The organism is Streptomyces sp. NPDC050315 (genome assembly GCF_040655775.1).
Lineage (GTDB): Bacteria > Actinomycetota > Actinomycetes > Streptomycetales > Streptomycetaceae > Streptomyces.
In genome coordinates this window covers 669,824-685,704 of record NZ_JBFAKN010000003.1, presented here as the reverse complement: position 1 = coordinate 685,704, position 15,881 = coordinate 669,824, and the positions used below count along the sequence as shown (strand labels likewise).

The window sequence follows — 15,881 nt, the reverse complement described above, 5'->3', positions numbered from 1 at the left end:
ACCGGCCGCCGGCGCCGCGCCGTCAAGGGATGTAGCGGGTGCGGTCCGTGCACAGCGACCAGATGACGAAGACGCCGAGCGCGATGCCGACGATGGCCCACACGGGCTGGTACGGCAGCCACATGAAGTGCGCGATCACATACAGGCCCGCCAGGACGATGCCCGCCTTGCGGGCCCAGCCGACCCCCTTGAGCAGGCCGAGACCGGTGGCGGCCACGATGACGCCGAGCACCAGGTGGATCCAGCCCCAGGCGGTCGTGTCGAACTCGTAGACGTAGGTGCCCGTCAGCTCGTTGCTCAGCAGATACACCTGGTTGTTGGCGATGCCGGCGATGCCCTCCAGGACGCCGAGGACCCCCGAGACCAGCATCAGGACCCCGGCGAAGAGCGTGCCGCTGGCCGCCCAGACGTTCTCCGGGCCGTGCGCCCGGGGCGGCTTGGGGCCCGCTGCGTGGGGTGCTGCCTGCGACATGGTGGCTCCCCTCGTGACATACGTGTGCGAATGCCGTCGGTTCAGCGTGGTCCCGCCGCGCCCCGGTGTCCACCATCTACGTTGCCGACCGGACGAACCCGGTCCCGGACGGGCATGGCCCGCTGGACACCGGGACCGGGAGACCTCACGTCCGTTCGCGATGGGCGCGCAGCGCCCGGGCGGCCAGATCCCGGTCCTCGCCGAGGACGAAGGCCGTGACGCCGTCCGCACGCCACTCGGCGCGCCGCTCCGGAGTGGTGGCCATGGCACAGAAGGGAACGCCGTGCCGGCCGCAGGCGGCACGCAGCGTGCGCACCGCCTCCTGGACGCGCGGGTGCCGCACCTGCCACGGCACGCCGTACGACTGGGAGAGGTCGCCGGGGCCCGGCAGGACCAGGTCGACGCCGCCGCCCGCGAGGATGTCGTCGATCGCGTCGACGCCCTCGGCGTCCTCGACGAGCGGCACGACCATGATCTCGGCGTTGGCCCGCTCGATGTACGCGCGCAGGTCGCCGCCGCCGTACCCGGGCATGCGCCCGCCGTTGAGCGAGCGCATCCCCTCGGGTGCGTAGCGCGCTGCCCGCACCGCGGCGTCCACATCGGCCCGGCCGCGCACATGCGGTACCACGATGCCCATGGCACCGGCGTCCAGCGCGCGCAGCACCGCGCCCGGGTCCGCCTCGGGCACCCGCACGAACGGCGTGACGCCGCTGGTCTCGGCCGCCCTGATCAGGTGCTCCAGCTGCCGCGGGTCGACGAGCGTGTGCTCGGTGTCGAGGATGACGAAGTCGTAGCCCGCGCAGCCGATCATCTCGACCACGGCGGGGTCGGGGAGCACGTTGAACAGGCCGTGCACCTCCTCGCCCGCCGCGAGCTTCCGCTTCACCTCGTTGGGACGCAGCACGTCAGGAGCCCTCCCCGGCCCCGCCCAGGAAGTGGAATCCCGGCCGCGGGTGCATCAGGAAATCGTGGTGCGAGATGTTCCACGCGTACGCGCCGCACAGGCTGAACGCCACCCGGTCGCCGGCGCGCAGGCCCGGGGCCGGGACGTCGCGGGCGAGCAGGTCCTTCGGCGTGCAGAGCTGGCCGGTGAGGGTGACCTTGTCGCCCTGGGCGGCCGAGCGCGGCCACGGGTGCGGCCACGGCACGTCGGTGGGCAGGACCGTGCAGGGCTGGTCGTGGCCCTTGGTCGCCGGGGTACGGAGGTGGTGGGTGCCGCCGCGGACCACGGCGAACTCCTCGCCGTGGCTGTGCTTCACATCCAGTACCTCGGTGGCGTACCAGCCGCAGTACGCGGTGAGCGCGCGGCCGGGCTCGATGCGCAGCGTCAGGCCGGGGTGCGCGTCGGCGAGCCGGCCGAGCCCCGCGCCGTATGCCGCCCAGTCGAAGCGGCGCTCCGGCTCGGCGTAGTCGACGGCCATGCCGCCGCCGACGACGACCTCGTGCAGTGTCACGCTGTGGCGGGCTGCCAGCTCCACCGACCAGGTGATGATCGAGGACGCCACCGCGAGCTGTTCGGCGGCCTCCAGGCCGCTCGCCAAGTGGGCGTGCACGCCGCGCAGTTCGAGCTGCGGGTAAGTGCCGTCGGTCAGCAGCCGGACGACCTCGTCGGCCTGGTCCGGGTCCAGTCCGAAGGGGGTGGGCCGGCCGCCCATGGCGAGCGACACACTGTCCAGCGAGCCGTCGCCGACGGGGAGGTTGAAGCGCGGCAGTACGGCGATCCGACGGTCACCGGCGTGCCGGGCCGCCAGGTCGGCGAGCATGTGGAGCTCGTACACGCTCTCCACGTGGAACCGCTCCACGCCCAGCTCCAGCGCCCGCGCGATCTCGGCGGGCGTCTTGCCGGGGCCGCCGAAGGCCAGCGGGCGGCCGGGCACGGCCTTGCCGACGTGCGCCAGCTCGCCGCCCGAGGAGACCTCGTAACCGTCGACGTACGGCAGCAGCGCGGCGAGGATCTCCGGCTCCGGGTTGGCCTTGGCCGCGTAGTACAGCTCGACCCGCTCGGGCAGTGCCGCCCGGACCTCGGCGACGTGCTCCTGAAGAGCCGTCAGGTCATAGACGTACGCGGGGAGTTCCTCGGGAGCGAGGGAGTGGATGCGGTCGCGGACCGCGGAAGTGGGGTGGGTCATCGGGCGCTCCAGGCGGTGGCGGAGAGCACGTCCTCGGCGAGCGGCGAGGGCAGCCGGACGTAGCCGGCCTCGCGGTCGGCCTTGCGCTCCCAGCGGGTGAGCAGATTGGACTTGGCGGGCAGCGGCACGCCGGCGAGCAGCGCGGACAGCCGCGGCGGGCAGCCGTGCCGGTCGGCGTGGCGCTGGATCGTGCGGCGCACCTCGGCCCACAGCTCGGCCTCGCTGTCCGGGTGCAGGTCGGCGAGGGCGGCGAGCAGTTCGGAGATGTGGTTGACCAGCAGGCAGTACACCACGCGGTCCCAGCCGCGCTGCGCGTCGTACGTCATGGGCGCGGCGACCTCGGGCGGCAGCGCGGCGAGCAGGTCGGCGTTCTGCTCGGGGACGAGCTTGGTGCCCTCCAGGTCGCGCAGCAGCACCTGCGCGGGCATCCCGTCGCCGTCGACGCAGATCAGCACGTTCTGCAGGTGCGGCTCGAAGACCAGGCCGTGGTCGAAGTAGGCGGACAGTACCGGCGGGACCAGCAGGTCGAGGTAGGCGGCCCACCACTTCAGCGCGGTCTCGGCGTCGGCGCCGGCCAGCAGCCGGGAGATGTGCGCGTTGCTGGAGGGGTACTCGTCGGCGACGGCGCCGGCCAGCAGCGGGGTGGTGCCGGGCAGCAGGCGACGGGACAGCCCCTCGCGGACGATCACACCGAAGCCTTCGAGGAGCGCGGTGTCCGGCTGCCCGTCGGGGCCCGGCAGAGCGACGCTGCGGTACGCGGGCTCGCGGAGCACCGCGCAGCCGGGGAAGCGGGCCGCGAGGTCGTCGAGTACGGGGGCCAGCAGCCGGGTGAGCGCGACGGCACCGGTCAGCTCGTAACTGGAGTTCTTGCGAAGGCAGTTGGTGATCCGGACGTTCAGGCTGAACTTCAGGAAGGAGTCGGCCGAGTAGAGCGTGCGGACCGAAGCGGTCGCGGCGTGCGGGAACTCGGCGGTGCCCAGCACCCGGATGTCCCCGCGGTCCAGGGCCTCCTGGAGCGCCGGCTGGTCGCGCAGCAGCTCGTACTGCCAGGGGTGGGCGGGCAGCAGCCGGTACCCCTCCGGAACCTCGGCCTCGAAAGCGTCCAGCGGAGCGGTGGCGTCGGCGGCCACGCTCTCCTCGGCGAGCAGCTCCTCGCGCACGGCGAGCAGCAGCAGCGAGAAGGACCCGCCGGTCTCCGGCGCGTACTCCTGCCAGGCGACGGGGTCGCCGGTGCGGGCCTTGGGGGTGGGGTGGAAGCGGTGGCCGAGGAGGAGGGACTGCTCGGACGTCACATAGGCGTCGTGCCAGTTCCCGGCGGAGTCGGCCGGTCCGTCGCCATCCGCGGCGGCGCGGCCGGCCAGCGCCGCGGCGGTGGCCTGGTGGCTGGCGGCGATCTGGGCGAGGAACTCGTCGTTGTCCACGCCGGTACGCAGCGTCAGCTCGGCGTGCACGTACTCGGCGAGCCGGCGCCAGTCGACCTCGGCCCAGCCGTCACCGTCCTGCTCGGACACCGGGCCGGTGAAGCGGTGTGCGCCGATCAGCGACGTGCGGCGCAGCGCGACGCGCAGCAGCACGCCGCGGCGCGGCAGCCGGAGGAGCAGATGGCCGTGGTCCACGGCGGTCTGGTGCTCCGGGCCCGAGACCTCGCGGAGCAGGCAGTTCAGGAGGGTGTGCGCCACGGCGTCGTCGGCGGTGGGCAGCCCGGCGGGGGACGCGGAGGCCGCGGGATCGGCCTGTGCGGGGCTGGTGGAATGCGTCAGCGGAGGCATCAGAGGCTCCTGCGAGTATGAGAAAGACGACGGAAAAGAGCGGGGAGGGTGGTCGCGAGCACGGTGGCCACGGCGATGGCGGTGCCGATGAGCAGCGGCGCGGACGGCCCGAAGAGGCCGTTGCCGAGCGCGGCTGCCAGGCCGGCGGCGACCGCGCCGGCCTTGGAGAAGAATTCGATGGAGCCGAACAGCCCACCGGGCGCACGGCCCTTGGCGCAGTCGGCGGCCAGCACGGACATGCAGACCAGGCCCAGGGTGAGACCGGCACCCAGCAGCAGGCGCACCGCGATGAACGTGGGCAGCGACCCGGCGACGCCGTGCCCGGCCGAGCCCAGTGCGATGCAGGCGAAGCCGAGCGCGATACCGAGCCGGGGCCGGGTGCGGAAGGCGGCGTGCACCGCCATCGCGCCGGCCAGGTAGCACATGTGCGGGAGTGCGAAGAGCACGCCGGAGACCATGGATCCGGTCCCGGGGATGCGCTCCTTGATGAGCTCGATCAGGTACGGGAAGGAGATCACGGTCGAGAAGACGAACGCGAACTCCAGGGCGAGCAGGGCACGCAGGGCGCCGGCGCTGCCCCGCTCCGGCTGCGAAGTGGCGGCAACCTCGGGCTCCGCCTTCTTCGGCGCGGTACGGGCCCGGGGCGGCTCCGGCAGCAGCGCGAGCATCCCGGCGGCAGCCAGCGGCAGCACAGCGAGCAGTGCGTACTGCCGGTGCGGCGACAGCCACGGCGACAGCGAGCCGACCACGATCGGCGCGAAGACCAGCGCGGCCCGCGCGCTGCCCTGCATCAGCGTCAGCGCCTTGGACAGCGCGGGCCCCTCCAGCGCGGCACCGAGGTAGCCGTTGGACGCGGCGAACGTGCCGCCGAGGATGCCCTGCAGTACCAGCGCCGCGGTGAAGGTGGCGAGCGAGTCGGCCCAGCCCGCGAGCAGGAACGCCGCCGCCAGCCCCAACTGCGCGCGCAGCAGCAGCCGTTTGCGGCCGAACCGGTCGGCCAGCCGCCCCCACAGCGGGGCGCCGAGCCCGCCGAAGATGGTGGGCACGATGTAGAGCAGGCCGGCCCAGCGGGCGGCGTGGTCGCCCAGGTCGGGCAGGATCTCGGTCAGGTACGGCGGCAGGCCGAGGGCCGCGAAGGAGGCCACGAAGTAGCAGCCGGCCACGGCGTGCACCTGGCGGCGGCCGAGGGCCGGGGTCGCGGGTGTTTCAGGCGCTTCGGGTGCTTCCGGTGCGGCGGGTGCCTGGACCGCCTCGGGTGCGGTGGTGCTCATCGGATGTTCCCCGTCGGCAGCAGGTAGTTGGGGCCCGTGGTGTAGTGCTTGTTGATGTCGGCAGCGCCCGAGCGCTCCTTCGACAGCAGGGACCCGGCGCTGACCATGGCCTTGACCGGCAGGTGCGGGGCGTCCAGCAGCTTCTCGCGGAGGACCGCGCCGGGCTCGCCGGGGCCGGTGCCCAGCCGTTCGACGGCCTCGGTGAGGCGGTCCCGGACCAGTTCCAGCAGCCGGTCCAGCGGCGCGCGGCCGTGCCGGGCCAGCCCGAAGGCGTACGAACCGGCGCACAGGTGGACGGTGATCGTGGCGAGCATGTCGGCCACCGGGCCGTCGCTCTCGCCGAAGATCCGCGGGTCGGCGAAGTCCGCCGGGTCCGGCGCGTCCGCGCCCAGCCGCTCCCGCAGCCGTACGGTGTTGATCCGCGGCGCGTCGTTGTCCTTGAACAGCAGCCGCACTCGGGTGCCGCCGTCGTCCGTGCGGTCCAGCACCAGCGAGATGTTCTGCTGGTGGGACTCCAGGCCGATGCCGTAGCCGAAGAGCGTGGTCTGCCAGTCGAAGAGCAGCGCGAGAGCGGCGTCGAGCAGGGCGAGCGGGTCGCCGCCGTAGAACCGGTCCGCGAGGTGGTCGATGACCAGCCGGTCGCCGGACCCGGGCGCCGGGGCGAGCAGCGCGGCCAGCGGGACGACGGAGCTGCCGTCGAGCCCGGCCGGGTAGCGGCGGCACAGTACGGCCAGCAGCTCGTGGTCCGCGTGTGCGTACACGGTCTCGTCGGCCTGCAGGATCGTTTCACTGAACCGCGGTTCGCGGGCGATCACCTTCTCCAGCAGCCGCTGCCCCTCCGCGCCGTCGATGAGCGTGCGCGGCTTGATGGTGCGCCGGTTGCGCAGCCCCAGCGTCGCGGTGGCCAGCGGCAGCTTCACATGCACCTGCGGATCGGCGTCCAGCGCGACGGTACGCATCGACAGCGTCGGCACGGCGCCCAGCCAGGAGTGCTCGGAGAGCACCGCGTCCTCGGTCAGCCCGGTCTCGCGCAGCGCGGCGTCCAGCGGCTCGCCGAGCGACAGCGGGTGGACGGGCAGCGCGATATGGCTGTCGTCCAGGTCGGGGTGGCCCAGGTCGACGGGGTGGGGCCAGCAGGCGGGCAGCGCGTCCCGGCCGCCGGTCACGGTGACGGCGGCACGCGGCAGCAGCAGCCAGCGCAGCGCGAAGCGCGGGGCGAACTCCGGTGCGTAAGCGCGCAGTTGAGCCTCATCCAGGCCGGAGCGGCCGCGCGAGACCGGGTACACCGGGTGGTCGACGCGGGCCGCGAGCGCGTCGTGCGCGAGGCCGGCGGTCAGGCCCTCCCAGCGGGCCGGGTCGGGGCCGTGACGCTGCGTCAGTTCGGTGGTCAGCTCGTCCTGCGTGGCGGTGTGCAGCCGCAGCGTCGCGAGCGTCTGCCGGCACTCCTCGATGAAGGCGTCGAACCCCTCGTGGTCGAGCGGGTCGGCGAGCGCCCGCACCGCGCCGAGGATGTCGTCGAGGGTGCTCAGCCGGGCGCCGTCGGACTCGCGGACGAGCAGCGGCAGCCGGGCGGCGTACTCGGCCTGGTAGCCGTCGGGGGCCAGCGGCAGCAGCAGTGCGTCATCGGCCTCGCCGGCCTCGTCGGTCCCGGCGCTGTCGGCGGGCAGCCGCAGCCAGGGCCCGTCCGGGCGCTCCAGTACGGTACTGCGGGACCGCAGCCCGACCACGTCCTCGCGCAGCAGCGCGCTCAGCACGCGCACCAGCAGCTCGTGCTCTTCGGGCCCGCTGTCCGTCGCGGGCACGGTCAGGGTCTCCGTCGCGGCGGTCACTGGGTGATCTCCCAGCGCTCGGCGGCGAAGAACGCCTCGGCGGCTCGGTCCACGGCCTGCTGGTCGCTGCCGGTGGCGCGCAGCACGCCGAGGTAGTCGCGGTTGGTGCGGTAGTGCGGGTGCTCGGCGCCGATCGCGCGCAGCGGACGGTACGTCAGATGCACACCGTCGACCGTGTGGTCCAGCGGGCCGGGCGCCGCGGTGAGCGTGCCCGCCCGGTCGGCGAGGGCGTACTCCACCCGCGCGGCGGCGTCGGTCCGCGCGCCGAGGTCGGCCGGCAGCGGCTCGCCCAGGTGCGTACGGAGGATGTGCTCGAAGAGCGGGATGTCCAGCGTCTCGGCCAGCATCAGATCGCACTGGTCGCCGATGGCGCGGTAGTTGACCTCGATGAGCCGGGCGCGGCCCTCGTGGACCACGAACTCGGTGTGGCAGGCGCCGAACCCGACGCCCAGCGCGTCCAGTTGGGCCAGTACCTGCGCCACGACCGGCTCCGGGTGGACGGCGACGAACTCGTGCCGCTCCTCGATGAAGGCCGGGGGCGCGGAGAGCACGCTGTGGAAACCGCCGAGGACGTGCCGTGTCCGGCCGTCGCCCAGCGTCTCCAGGGTGTACAGCCGGCCGGCGAGGTACTCCTCGGCCACCAGCGCCGCTCCCGGGCGCCGGGAACGTATCTCCTCGGCGCGCTCGACCAGTTCGGCGGGGCCGTCGGCCAGGACGACGTCCTCGCTGGCCACGCCCTCGCGGGGCTTGATGACGCAGGGGAACGGCAGGTCGGCTGTGGCCAGTACGGCCGGCTCCTCGTCGGGCGCGAGCTGCACCGACCGGACGGTGTCGGCGCCCGCGGCGGCGAGGTGGCGGCGCATCTCGGCCTTGTTCTTGGCGCGCAGCGTGGCCCGCCAGTCCTTGCCGGGCAGTCCGAAGTACTCGGCGGCCAGCGCGGCCTGGGTCTGCAGGTGGTCGCTGTTGGTGAAGACCGCGTCGGCGGGGCCGTGCGCGGCGATCCGGCTGATGACGGCGCGGACGTCGTGGACGTCGCACTCGAGGATCTCGATCTGCGGGTATTTCGCCCGGTGGGCCGCGGGCTGGTCCGTCAGCACGGTGACGTCGATGCCGAGGCGGGCGGCTGCGGGGAGGAAGCCGTCGGTGACCGAGTCGGTGGGATTGAGTGCGAGCAGGTGCATCCGCATGAGCGGGGACCCCTTCTGGTTCGGGGGCGGTGCGGGGTGGGCGGGATGCGGGGGCGGGCCGGGGGACACGGCCCGCCCCCGCCGGTGTCACTTCTTGGGCAGCTCGACGCCGGTGGCGTCGGCCACGTCGGCGAGCATCTTCTCGGCGGCCTGGATGCCGATGCCGGACATCCAGGTCTCGTCCGGGACCTCGAAGACCTTCTTGTCCTTGACGGCCGGCAGGTCCTTCCAGACCGGGTTGGACGTGACGTCCTTCTTCTCGGTCTTGGACGGGGTGTCGGCGACGGTCACGAAGACCAGGTCGGCGTCGGCCTTGTCGATCTCCTCGGGGCTGACGTCGAGCATCGGCTTCTCGGGGTCGGTGGAGCTCTGCGACTTCGGGCGCTCCAGGCCGATGTCCTCCAGGACGACGCCGCTGAAGGAGGACTTCGCGTACAGACGGGTCGGACCGGCGATGAAGCGGACCACCGAAGCGGAGGGCGCCTTGCCGTCGTTCTTCTTCTTGATGGCCTCGCCGAGGTGCTTCGCGCGCTCCTCGTAGCTCTTCATGGCCGCGGCGGCCTGCTTCTCCTTGCCCAGCGCCTTGGCGTGGACCTTCAGGTTCTCCTTCCAGGGGCCGCCGGTGGTCTCGGTGAAGACGGTCGGGGCAATGGCCTTGAGCTTGTCGTAGACCTTCTCGTGGCGGACCTTGGAGGAGAGGATCAGGTCGGGCTTGAGGCTCGCGATCTTCTCCAGGTTGGGCTCCAGCAGCGGGCCGACGTCGGTCAGGCCCTTGACCTTGCCCTTGAGGTACTGCGGGAAGCCGCCTTCGGTCTTCATGTGCGGCGAGACCGCGCCGACCGGCTTGACGCCGAGCATGGTGACGTCGTCCAGCTCGCCGGTGTCCAGGACCACGACGCGCTTGGGCTCGGACGGGATCTCGACCTTGCCCATGGCGGTGTTCACGGTGCGCGGGAAGGCACCGGAGGCGTCGCTCTTCGCGTCGCCGCCTTCGGACTTCGCGCCGCCGCAGGCGGCCAGCGCCGCGGTGCCCAGGACGACGGCGAGCAGCGCGGCGAGGAGCCGGCCGAGGCCACGCAGGGTGGGTCTGTTGGACATGAGGGTGTACTTCCTTGCTGTGAGCGGGGACGGGGACGGAAGTGGGGGGTGGGGCTTGGGTGCGGCCGTCAGACGGACACGGCGGTACGGCGTACCGCGCGGCCCTTGGGGACGACCAGCGGGGTGCCGGTCTCCGGGTCGGGGATCACCCGGCAGTCGACGTCGAACACGGACTTGACCAGCTCCGCGTCGAGGACGTCCGCCGGGGCGCCGGCCGCGGCCAGCTGCCCGTCCTTGAGGACCACGAGGTGGTCCGCGTAACGGGCGGCCTGCCCGAGGTCGTGCAGCACCATCACCACGGTGCGGCCCGCCTCGGAGTGCAATTCGGCGACCAGGTCGAGGACATCGAGCTGGTGCCGCAGGTCCAGGAAGGTGGTGGGCTCGTCGAGGAGCAGCAGATCGGTGTCCTGCGCGAGCGCCAGGGCGATCCAGGCGCGCTGCCGCTGGCCGCCGGAGAGCTGGTCGACGGGCTGGTGGCGCAGCGCCGTGGTACCGGTGCGCTCCAGCGCCTCCTCCACCGCCGCCTGGTCCTTCTCGGACCAGGGGCTGAGCAGCTTCTGGTGCGGGTAGCGGCCGAGCCGCACCAGCGCCTCCACGGTGATCGCGTCGGGCGTGACCGGCTGCTGCGGCAGCAGGCCCATCCGCAGCGCGAGCGCCTTGGCGGACATCCGGTGGATGTCGGAGCCGTCGAGGGTGACGGTGCCGGCGGCCGGGGCGAGCAGCCGGGTCAGGCCGCGCAGCAGGGTCGACTTGCCGCAGGCGTTGGGGCCCACGACGGCGGTCACGGCGCCGCCGGGCAGCTCCAGGTCGAGGCCGCCGACGATCAGCCGGTCGCCGTAGCGCAGGTCGAGGCCGTGCGTAGCGAGCTGGTTGGCCTGCTGTTCGGTGGCCTTCGGCTGGTTGGCGGTCATCGGGCACTCCTGTTGACGGAACTGCTCTGACGGATCATCAGCACCAGCAGCCAGGGCGCGCCGAGGGTGGCGGTGACCACCCCGACCGGCAGCCCGCTGACCGGCAGCAGATGCTGCGCCACCAGATCGGAGGCGAGCAGCAGGACGGCACCGGCGAGGCCGGTGAGGGCCAGGGTCGCCACGGTCGGCGGCCCGGCGAGGAACCGCACCATGTGCGGGACGGCCAGCGCGACGAACGCGACCGGGCCGGTGAGCGCGGCGGCCAGCGAGGCCAGCGCGACGGCGGTGACCAGTACTTGGAGCCGGGCGGTGGAGGTGTTCACGCCCAGCGCGCCGGCCGAGTCGTCACCGAGGTCCAGCACGGCGAGCTTGCGGTGCAGGAGGAAGGCGCCGACCAGCGCGACCACCACGGCGGCGCCCGCTGCCCACACCTCCGTCCAGGTCCGCCCGTACACCGAGCCGGTGGTCCACTGCAGCGCCGAGCCGGCCAGCTCGGTGGGGAACCGTACGACCATGAAGTTCACCGCGGCGGTCAGCCCGGCCTGGACGGCGAGGCCGACCAGCACCAGCCGGGTGGCGCTGACGCCGGAACGCCAGCCGAACACCCCGAGCAGTACGGCGGCCAGCAGCCCGCCGCCCAGCGCGGCGAGCGGGATCAGCGCCTGGGAGGCACCGGCGGCGAGCATCGCCACCGCGCCGAACGAGGCGCCGCCGGTCACGCCCATCACGTCCGGCGAGGCGAGCGGATTGCGGAACATCCGCTGGAGCAGCGCGCCGGCCACGGCCAGGCCCGCGCCCGCGATGATCGCCGCGACCATGCGGGGCGCCCGGAACTGCTGGACGATCAGCACGTCGGCGCCGTCGCCGAGGCCGAGCAGCCCCTTGAGCGCCGCATCGGGCGCCAGCGGCATCTCGCCGATCGCCACCGAGCAGGTGACGAGCACCAGGAGGACGACCAGCGCCGCACAGGTCAGCAGGAGGGTGCGGCGGCCGGCGTGCGCGGGCCCGGCCGCGTGCGGCGCGGAGACGCGCGGCTTCTCGGTATGCAGGACGTTGCTCACCGGGCCACCTTCCGTGCCAGTACGGCCAGCAGCGGCGCGCCCAGGAAGGCGCTGATGATGCCGACCTGGAGCTCGGAGGGCCGGATGACGACCCGGCCGAGGATGTCGGCGGTGAGCAGCAGCAGCGGGCCCGCGATGATGCAGCCGGGCACCAGCATCCGGTGGTCGGAGCCGAGCAGCTGCCGTACGAGGTGCGGCGCGGCCAGGCCGATGAAGGCGATGGGACCGGCCACGGCGACCGCCGAGCCCGCGAGCAGTACGACGGCCAGGCCGCCGGCCATGCGGATACGGGCGACCGGCACGCCGAGCGCCTGCGCGGAATCGTCGCCGAGCGCGAGGGTGTTGAGCGCCGGGGTGATCGCCAGGGCGAGCACGAGGCCGATCACGAGGGTGGGGAGCATCGGGTACAGCACGGAGAGGGAACGTTCCGCCAGCGACCCGGCCAGCCAGAAGCGGGCCTCGTCCAGCGACCGCTTGCTCGCCAGCATCACCGTCGAGGTCCAGGAGAGCAGCACGAGTTGGAGCACGGTGCCGCCGAGCGCGAGCCGTACGGGATCGAGGTCACCGGCCCGCCGGGCCAGCGCCTGCGCGAACAGCGCGGCGGCGGCCGCACCGGCGAACGCGAACCAGAGGTACTCGATGGGGCGCGTCAGGTGCAGGGCGAAGATGGCGACCACGACCGCGAAGCCCGCGCCGTTGTTGATGCCCAGCGTCGTGGGCGAGGCGAGCGGATTGCGGGTGATGCCCTGGACGACCGCGCCGGCCACGCCCAGTGCGGCGCCGACCGCGAGCCCGACGAGGGTGCGCGGCAGCCGCAGGCCGGTGACCACGATGGCGTCGCGCCCATGTGCCTGCCCGGTCAGGGCGTCGAGCACGGTGGACAGCGGCACCGAGCGCGTGCCCACGGCGAGGCTCAGGGCGGCGCACACGGCAAGTGCGCAGACCCCGGCGAGCAGCAGGGGAACGCCCCGCAGCAACGCCGAAGGGGGTCGCGCGCCGGCCACTGGGGCCGCGGTAGCTGGTGGTTTGGTCGTCAACACGCGTCGTAACGTTAGGTTAGGCAAACCTTCGCTGCAAGCGCGGTGACGGGAATCGGCGAACTGTCCAGTTTCGTGCACCTGACAAACCAGCAGGGACCCCGTCTCCCTACCCGCACGCGCCCCGCCACTCACTTCCGAAGGGGCGCAAATCCGGTTGCCCGGGAGCATCCCGCCTGCTGAGGTGACCGGATGAATCACGCAGCGGTGCTCGCGACGTACGACCGGCGCATGCGACAGGAAGCGCGGCCCGACGGCCCAGGCGCCCGCGTCGAGCGCGCGGACGGTGTGGTCCGCCAGACCGCCGAAGCGGCCGACGGCTGGCACGGCGTCCTCTGGGCCGACCTCACCCCCGCCACCGCGGACGCCGCCATCGCCGCACAGATCCGGTACTTCACCGCGCTCGGCCGGGCCTTCGAATGGAAGCTGCACGCCCACGACCGCCCGGCCGGCCTCGCCGACCGCCTGCTGACCGCCGGCTTCGTCCCCGAGGACGAGGAGACCCTGATGGTCGCCGAGACCCGCTCCCTCCCCACCGAGGTGGACCTCCCGGCCGGTGTCCGCCTGGAACCGGTGACCGACGCCGCCGGTGTCGACCTCATGCTCATCGCCCACGAGCGTGCCTTCGGCCCCGGCCGCGCCCGCTTCCGCAGCCAGCTCCTCGACCGGCTCGCCGAAGCCCCGGACACGGTGGTGGCGGTGGTCGCCATGGCCGGGGAGGAGCCGGTGAGCGCGGCCCGCATGGAACTGCCGCCGGACGCGCCCTTCGCCACCCTCTGGGGCGGCGGCACCGACCCGGCCTGGCGCGGCCGCGGCATCTACCGCGCCCTGATCGCCCACCGCGCCCGCATCGCCGCCGCACGCGGCTACCCGTACCTCCAGGTCGACGCCTCCGACCAGAGCCGCCCCATCCTCCAGCGGCTCGGCTTCGCGCCGCTGACGACCACGACCCCGTACGTGTTCACGCCCGGGGCCGCGACCGCCGGCTGACGGTCACTGAGGCCAGGTCACCGTGGCCACGGCCGTCCCGCCCCGCGTGCCGTCCGGCGCCACCGTCGTCAGCCGCAGCTCCGTCCCGCGCTCCGCCCCGGCCCTCGCCAGCGCCTTGACGTAGTACACGTCGTCGAAGATCCGCCCCAGCGACTCGGTACGGCCGTCCGGCAGCTCCCGGGTGAGGTCGTAGTACCAGACGCCCTGCCGCGCCAGCCGCCAGGACAGGAAGACCTCGGCGGTGTCCCCGGCGGGATGCACGGCGTCGACCGTGAAGCCCGCGGGCGCCGCCGGGCGGGGCGCCGGGAGACCGGCCAGAAAGGCGAGTTCGCCCAGCCGGAAGGTGTGGTCGGCCGGGCCGCCCGTGGTGGCGAACCGTACGGCCACCGCGGCGACGGTACGCCCCGCGAGCGCGGCCAGCGGCAGTTCCACGGTGGTCCAGCCGCCCGCGCGCGGCCGCCCCGCGGGCAGCCAGACCGTGTTACCGGGGTCCTCCTCGGTGATCAGGCCCAGCTCGACCCGGCCCGCCCGCTCCTCCGTCGCGTACACCAGCCGCGCCCGCTCTCCGCCTGTGACCCGCAGCCGGGTCTTGAACAGTCGGGCGGTGGTGGGCCCTTCCGGGGTGAGGCGGCCGGAGAAGCGCAGCGAACTGCCGCCGTCGTAGGCCATCCCGTAGTCGTACTCCGCACGCAACGGCGCGGCGCCGCCCGCGCCCCGCGTCCAGAACTGCCAGGTGGGCAGCACGTCCTGGATGCTGATGTTGTTCCACTCCCGGTCGGACACCTGACGGCCCGCCAGGAAGAAGGCGCGGCCGTGCCCGGTGTTGAAGCGGGTGGCGAAGGGGAAGCCGCCGATCACCGACCGCTCGCTGATGTACCGGGCAACGCCGTCCCACTTGCGGAAGTTGTGCTCGTCGCGCGGCTTCCCGTCGTCCTCCTCCGGCCAGGGCACATACTCCGTGCGACCGGTCCGGGTCGGATCCTCGTTCGGCCCCGACCAGTAGTGGCGCTCGCGCACGAAGACCTCGCCCTGCGCGTCCGGGTCCTCGCGGTCCGGGTAGCGGTCCCAGGGGAAGTGCGAGCCGAACAGCGCCCAACTGGTGCGGGCCGGCTTCCCGTCGGGGCAGACGATCCGGGCGTCGAAGGGCGGATTGAAGCCGTACTTCTCGGTCTCGGTGCCGTGGAAGACCGCCTCGTACGGGTCCAGGCCCCGCTCCAGGGCCGTGCGCCGCGAGGTCTCGACGCCCTCCTCGGTGAGCCAGTAGTTGGCGAAGAAGCTGTGGTTGACGGGCGTGTCACCGTGCTGCACCCAGTCGGCGTTCTTGTCGTTGAACGCGTTCTGATAGTCCAGCTTCCCGTTCGTCATGATCGTGTCGTACCACTGGAGGTGGAAGCCCTCCGGCGCCTTCGCCCGCAGATACTCCAGCATCCGCATCAGCTCGCGCGCGTCGGCCGACGAAATCTCGGCCTCCTGATTGAGAAAGTACCCGTCGAAGCCGAAGTACTCCGCCATCGCGAGCATCCCGTCGGCCACCGGGTACGAGCCGTCGGCGCGCCGCTCCAGGTAGTCCGCGAATTCGCCGGTCCTGGGCCAGAACCAACACCCCAGGCTGCGCGCGCCGTTGCGGTGCGCGGCATCCGTCCAGGCCGGGTTCGGCGGATTGACCACGCCGTGCACCGGCTCGTCCTCCGGCGAACCGTCGACGGGCAGCCCGTGCCAGGAGCCGTACAGATCGGTGTACTGCCAGAAGCGCAGCAGCCTGCGCGCGAAGACATCGCCGTACTTATAGGCGGTGAAGAAGGAGTTGTCGTAGTCGAAGCTGAGGTTCATCAGCTGCGGTCCGGTGGCGAGGCCCGGGTCCGCCTGCGTGGCGGCGAAGGCCGGGATGCGCGCGGCGAGCGGCACACGGGAGCGGAAGTACCGCGCCCAGCGGTCCGTCTCCGGGCTCCAGGACTTCAGCGCGGCCGCGTCGTAGCCGTGCATGAAGGGTTGGTGCGTGCCCCGCGCCGAGGCAGCGGCGGCGGGCGGCGCGCCCCAGGGACTCAGCGGCCCGGCCAGCCCCACGGCCACCCCGGCCGCGCCCAGCATCCGTACGAAGGTTCTGCGATCCAGTGGTCCACTGCTCAC

General features: G+C 73.1%; 13 protein-coding genes. 1 reads left to right on the top strand and 12 read right to left on the bottom strand.

Features of this window, described 5'->3' with window-relative positions:
* Positions 1 to 22: 22 nt before the first annotated feature.
* From AB0I82_RS14350 to AB0I82_RS14300, 11 genes are all read right to left on the bottom strand, one after another.
* On the bottom strand, positions 23 to 472 hold the full coding sequence (locus tag AB0I82_RS14350) for a hypothetical protein (protein ID WP_363257519.1): 450 nt from the start codon (positions 470 to 472) through the stop codon (positions 23 to 25).
* 145 nt (positions 473 to 617) lie between these two features.
* Positions 618 to 1,376 carry an aldolase/citrate lyase family protein gene (locus AB0I82_RS14345; protein ID WP_363257518.1) on the bottom strand — a complete coding sequence of 253 codons (759 nt, stop codon included), beginning with the start codon at positions 1,374 to 1,376 and terminating at the stop codon, positions 618 to 620.
* Between the two features lies 1 nt (position 1,377).
* On the bottom strand, positions 1,378 to 2,601 hold the full coding sequence (locus AB0I82_RS14340) for a type III PLP-dependent enzyme (RefSeq protein ID WP_363257517.1): 1,224 nt from the start codon (positions 2,599 to 2,601) through the stop codon (positions 1,378 to 1,380).
* Entirely contained in the window at positions 2,598 to 4,370 is a 1,773-nt protein-coding gene (locus AB0I82_RS14335) for an IucA/IucC family protein (protein ID WP_363257516.1), read from the bottom strand. Before AB0I82_RS14335 ends, AB0I82_RS14340 begins: the two co-directional genes overlap by 4 nt.
* Positions 4,370 to 5,641, bottom strand: coding sequence for an MFS transporter (locus AB0I82_RS14330; RefSeq protein WP_363257515.1), 1,272 nt, complete (start codon positions 5,639 to 5,641; stop codon positions 4,370 to 4,372). The genes AB0I82_RS14335 and AB0I82_RS14330 overlap by 1 nt, the downstream gene beginning before the upstream one ends.
* A complete protein-coding gene (locus AB0I82_RS14325) occupies positions 5,638 to 7,470 on the bottom strand; it encodes an IucA/IucC family protein (RefSeq protein ID WP_363257514.1) in 1,833 nt (610 codons plus the stop codon). The genes AB0I82_RS14330 and AB0I82_RS14325 overlap by 4 nt, the downstream gene beginning before the upstream one ends.
* A complete protein-coding gene (locus tag AB0I82_RS14320; protein WP_363257513.1) occupies positions 7,467 to 8,657 on the bottom strand; it encodes an ATP-grasp domain-containing protein in 1,191 nt (396 codons plus the stop codon). Before AB0I82_RS14320 ends, AB0I82_RS14325 begins: the two co-directional genes overlap by 4 nt.
* 87 nt (positions 8,658 to 8,744) lie before the next feature.
* Positions 8,745 to 9,755, bottom strand: coding sequence for an iron-siderophore ABC transporter substrate-binding protein (locus AB0I82_RS14315; RefSeq protein WP_363257512.1), 1,011 nt, complete (start codon positions 9,753 to 9,755; stop codon positions 8,745 to 8,747).
* A gap of 68 nt (positions 9,756 to 9,823) precedes the next feature.
* The gene (locus AB0I82_RS14310; protein WP_363257511.1) at positions 9,824 to 10,666 is read right to left on the bottom strand and encodes an ABC transporter ATP-binding protein; all 843 of its coding nucleotides are present in this window, start codon (positions 10,664 to 10,666) and stop codon (positions 9,824 to 9,826) included.
* Positions 10,663 to 11,643: an iron ABC transporter permease gene (locus AB0I82_RS14305; protein ID WP_363257739.1), complete on the bottom strand. Its 981-nt coding sequence runs from the start codon at positions 11,641 to 11,643 to the stop codon at positions 10,663 to 10,665. Before AB0I82_RS14305 ends, AB0I82_RS14310 begins: the two co-directional genes overlap by 4 nt.
* An 80-nt stretch (positions 11,644 to 11,723) precedes the next feature.
* Positions 11,724 to 12,731 (bottom strand): iron ABC transporter permease, encoded by a 1,008-nt coding sequence (locus AB0I82_RS14300; RefSeq protein WP_363257510.1) that lies wholly within the window; start codon positions 12,729 to 12,731, stop codon positions 11,724 to 11,726.
* Positions 12,732 to 12,956: 225 nt separating this feature from the next.
* On the opposite strand from AB0I82_RS14300, the gene AB0I82_RS14295 reads away from it, so the two are divergent.
* Positions 12,957 to 13,754 carry a GNAT family N-acetyltransferase gene (locus AB0I82_RS14295; RefSeq protein ID WP_363257509.1) on the top strand — a complete coding sequence of 266 codons (798 nt, stop codon included), beginning with the start codon at positions 12,957 to 12,959 and terminating at the stop codon, positions 13,752 to 13,754.
* Between the two features lie 3 nt (positions 13,755 to 13,757).
* Here AB0I82_RS14295 and AB0I82_RS14290 read toward each other — a convergent pair whose 3' ends face one another.
* Positions 13,758 to 15,881, bottom strand: a complete 2,124-nt coding sequence (locus AB0I82_RS14290) for a hypothetical protein (RefSeq protein ID WP_363257508.1) — start codon at positions 15,879 to 15,881, stop codon at positions 13,758 to 13,760.

Coding starts and splice junctions, on each gene's coding strand:
- AB0I82_RS14350 (WP_363257519.1), bottom strand. CDS start 472: ATGTCGCAGGCAGCACCCCACGCAGCGGGCCCCAAGCCGCCCCGGGCG.
- AB0I82_RS14340 (WP_363257517.1), bottom strand. CDS start 2,601: ATGACCCACCCCACTTCCGCGGTCCGCGACCGCATCCACTCCCTCGCT.
- AB0I82_RS14335 (WP_363257516.1), bottom strand. CDS start 4,370: ATGCCTCCGCTGACGCATTCCACCAGCCCCGCACAGGCCGATCCCGCG.
- AB0I82_RS14330 (WP_363257515.1), bottom strand. CDS start 5,641: ATGAGCACCACCGCACCCGAGGCGGTCCAGGCACCCGCCGCACCGGAA.
- AB0I82_RS14320 (WP_363257513.1), bottom strand. CDS start 8,657: ATGCGGATGCACCTGCTCGCACTCAATCCCACCGACTCGGTCACCGAC.
- AB0I82_RS14315 (WP_363257512.1), bottom strand. CDS start 9,755: ATGTCCAACAGACCCACCCTGCGTGGCCTCGGCCGGCTCCTCGCCGCG.
- AB0I82_RS14310 (WP_363257511.1), bottom strand. CDS start 10,666: ATGACCGCCAACCAGCCGAAGGCCACCGAACAGCAGGCCAACCAGCTC.
- AB0I82_RS14295 (WP_363257509.1), top strand. CDS start 12,957: ATGAATCACGCAGCGGTGCTCGCGACGTACGACCGGCGCATGCGACAG.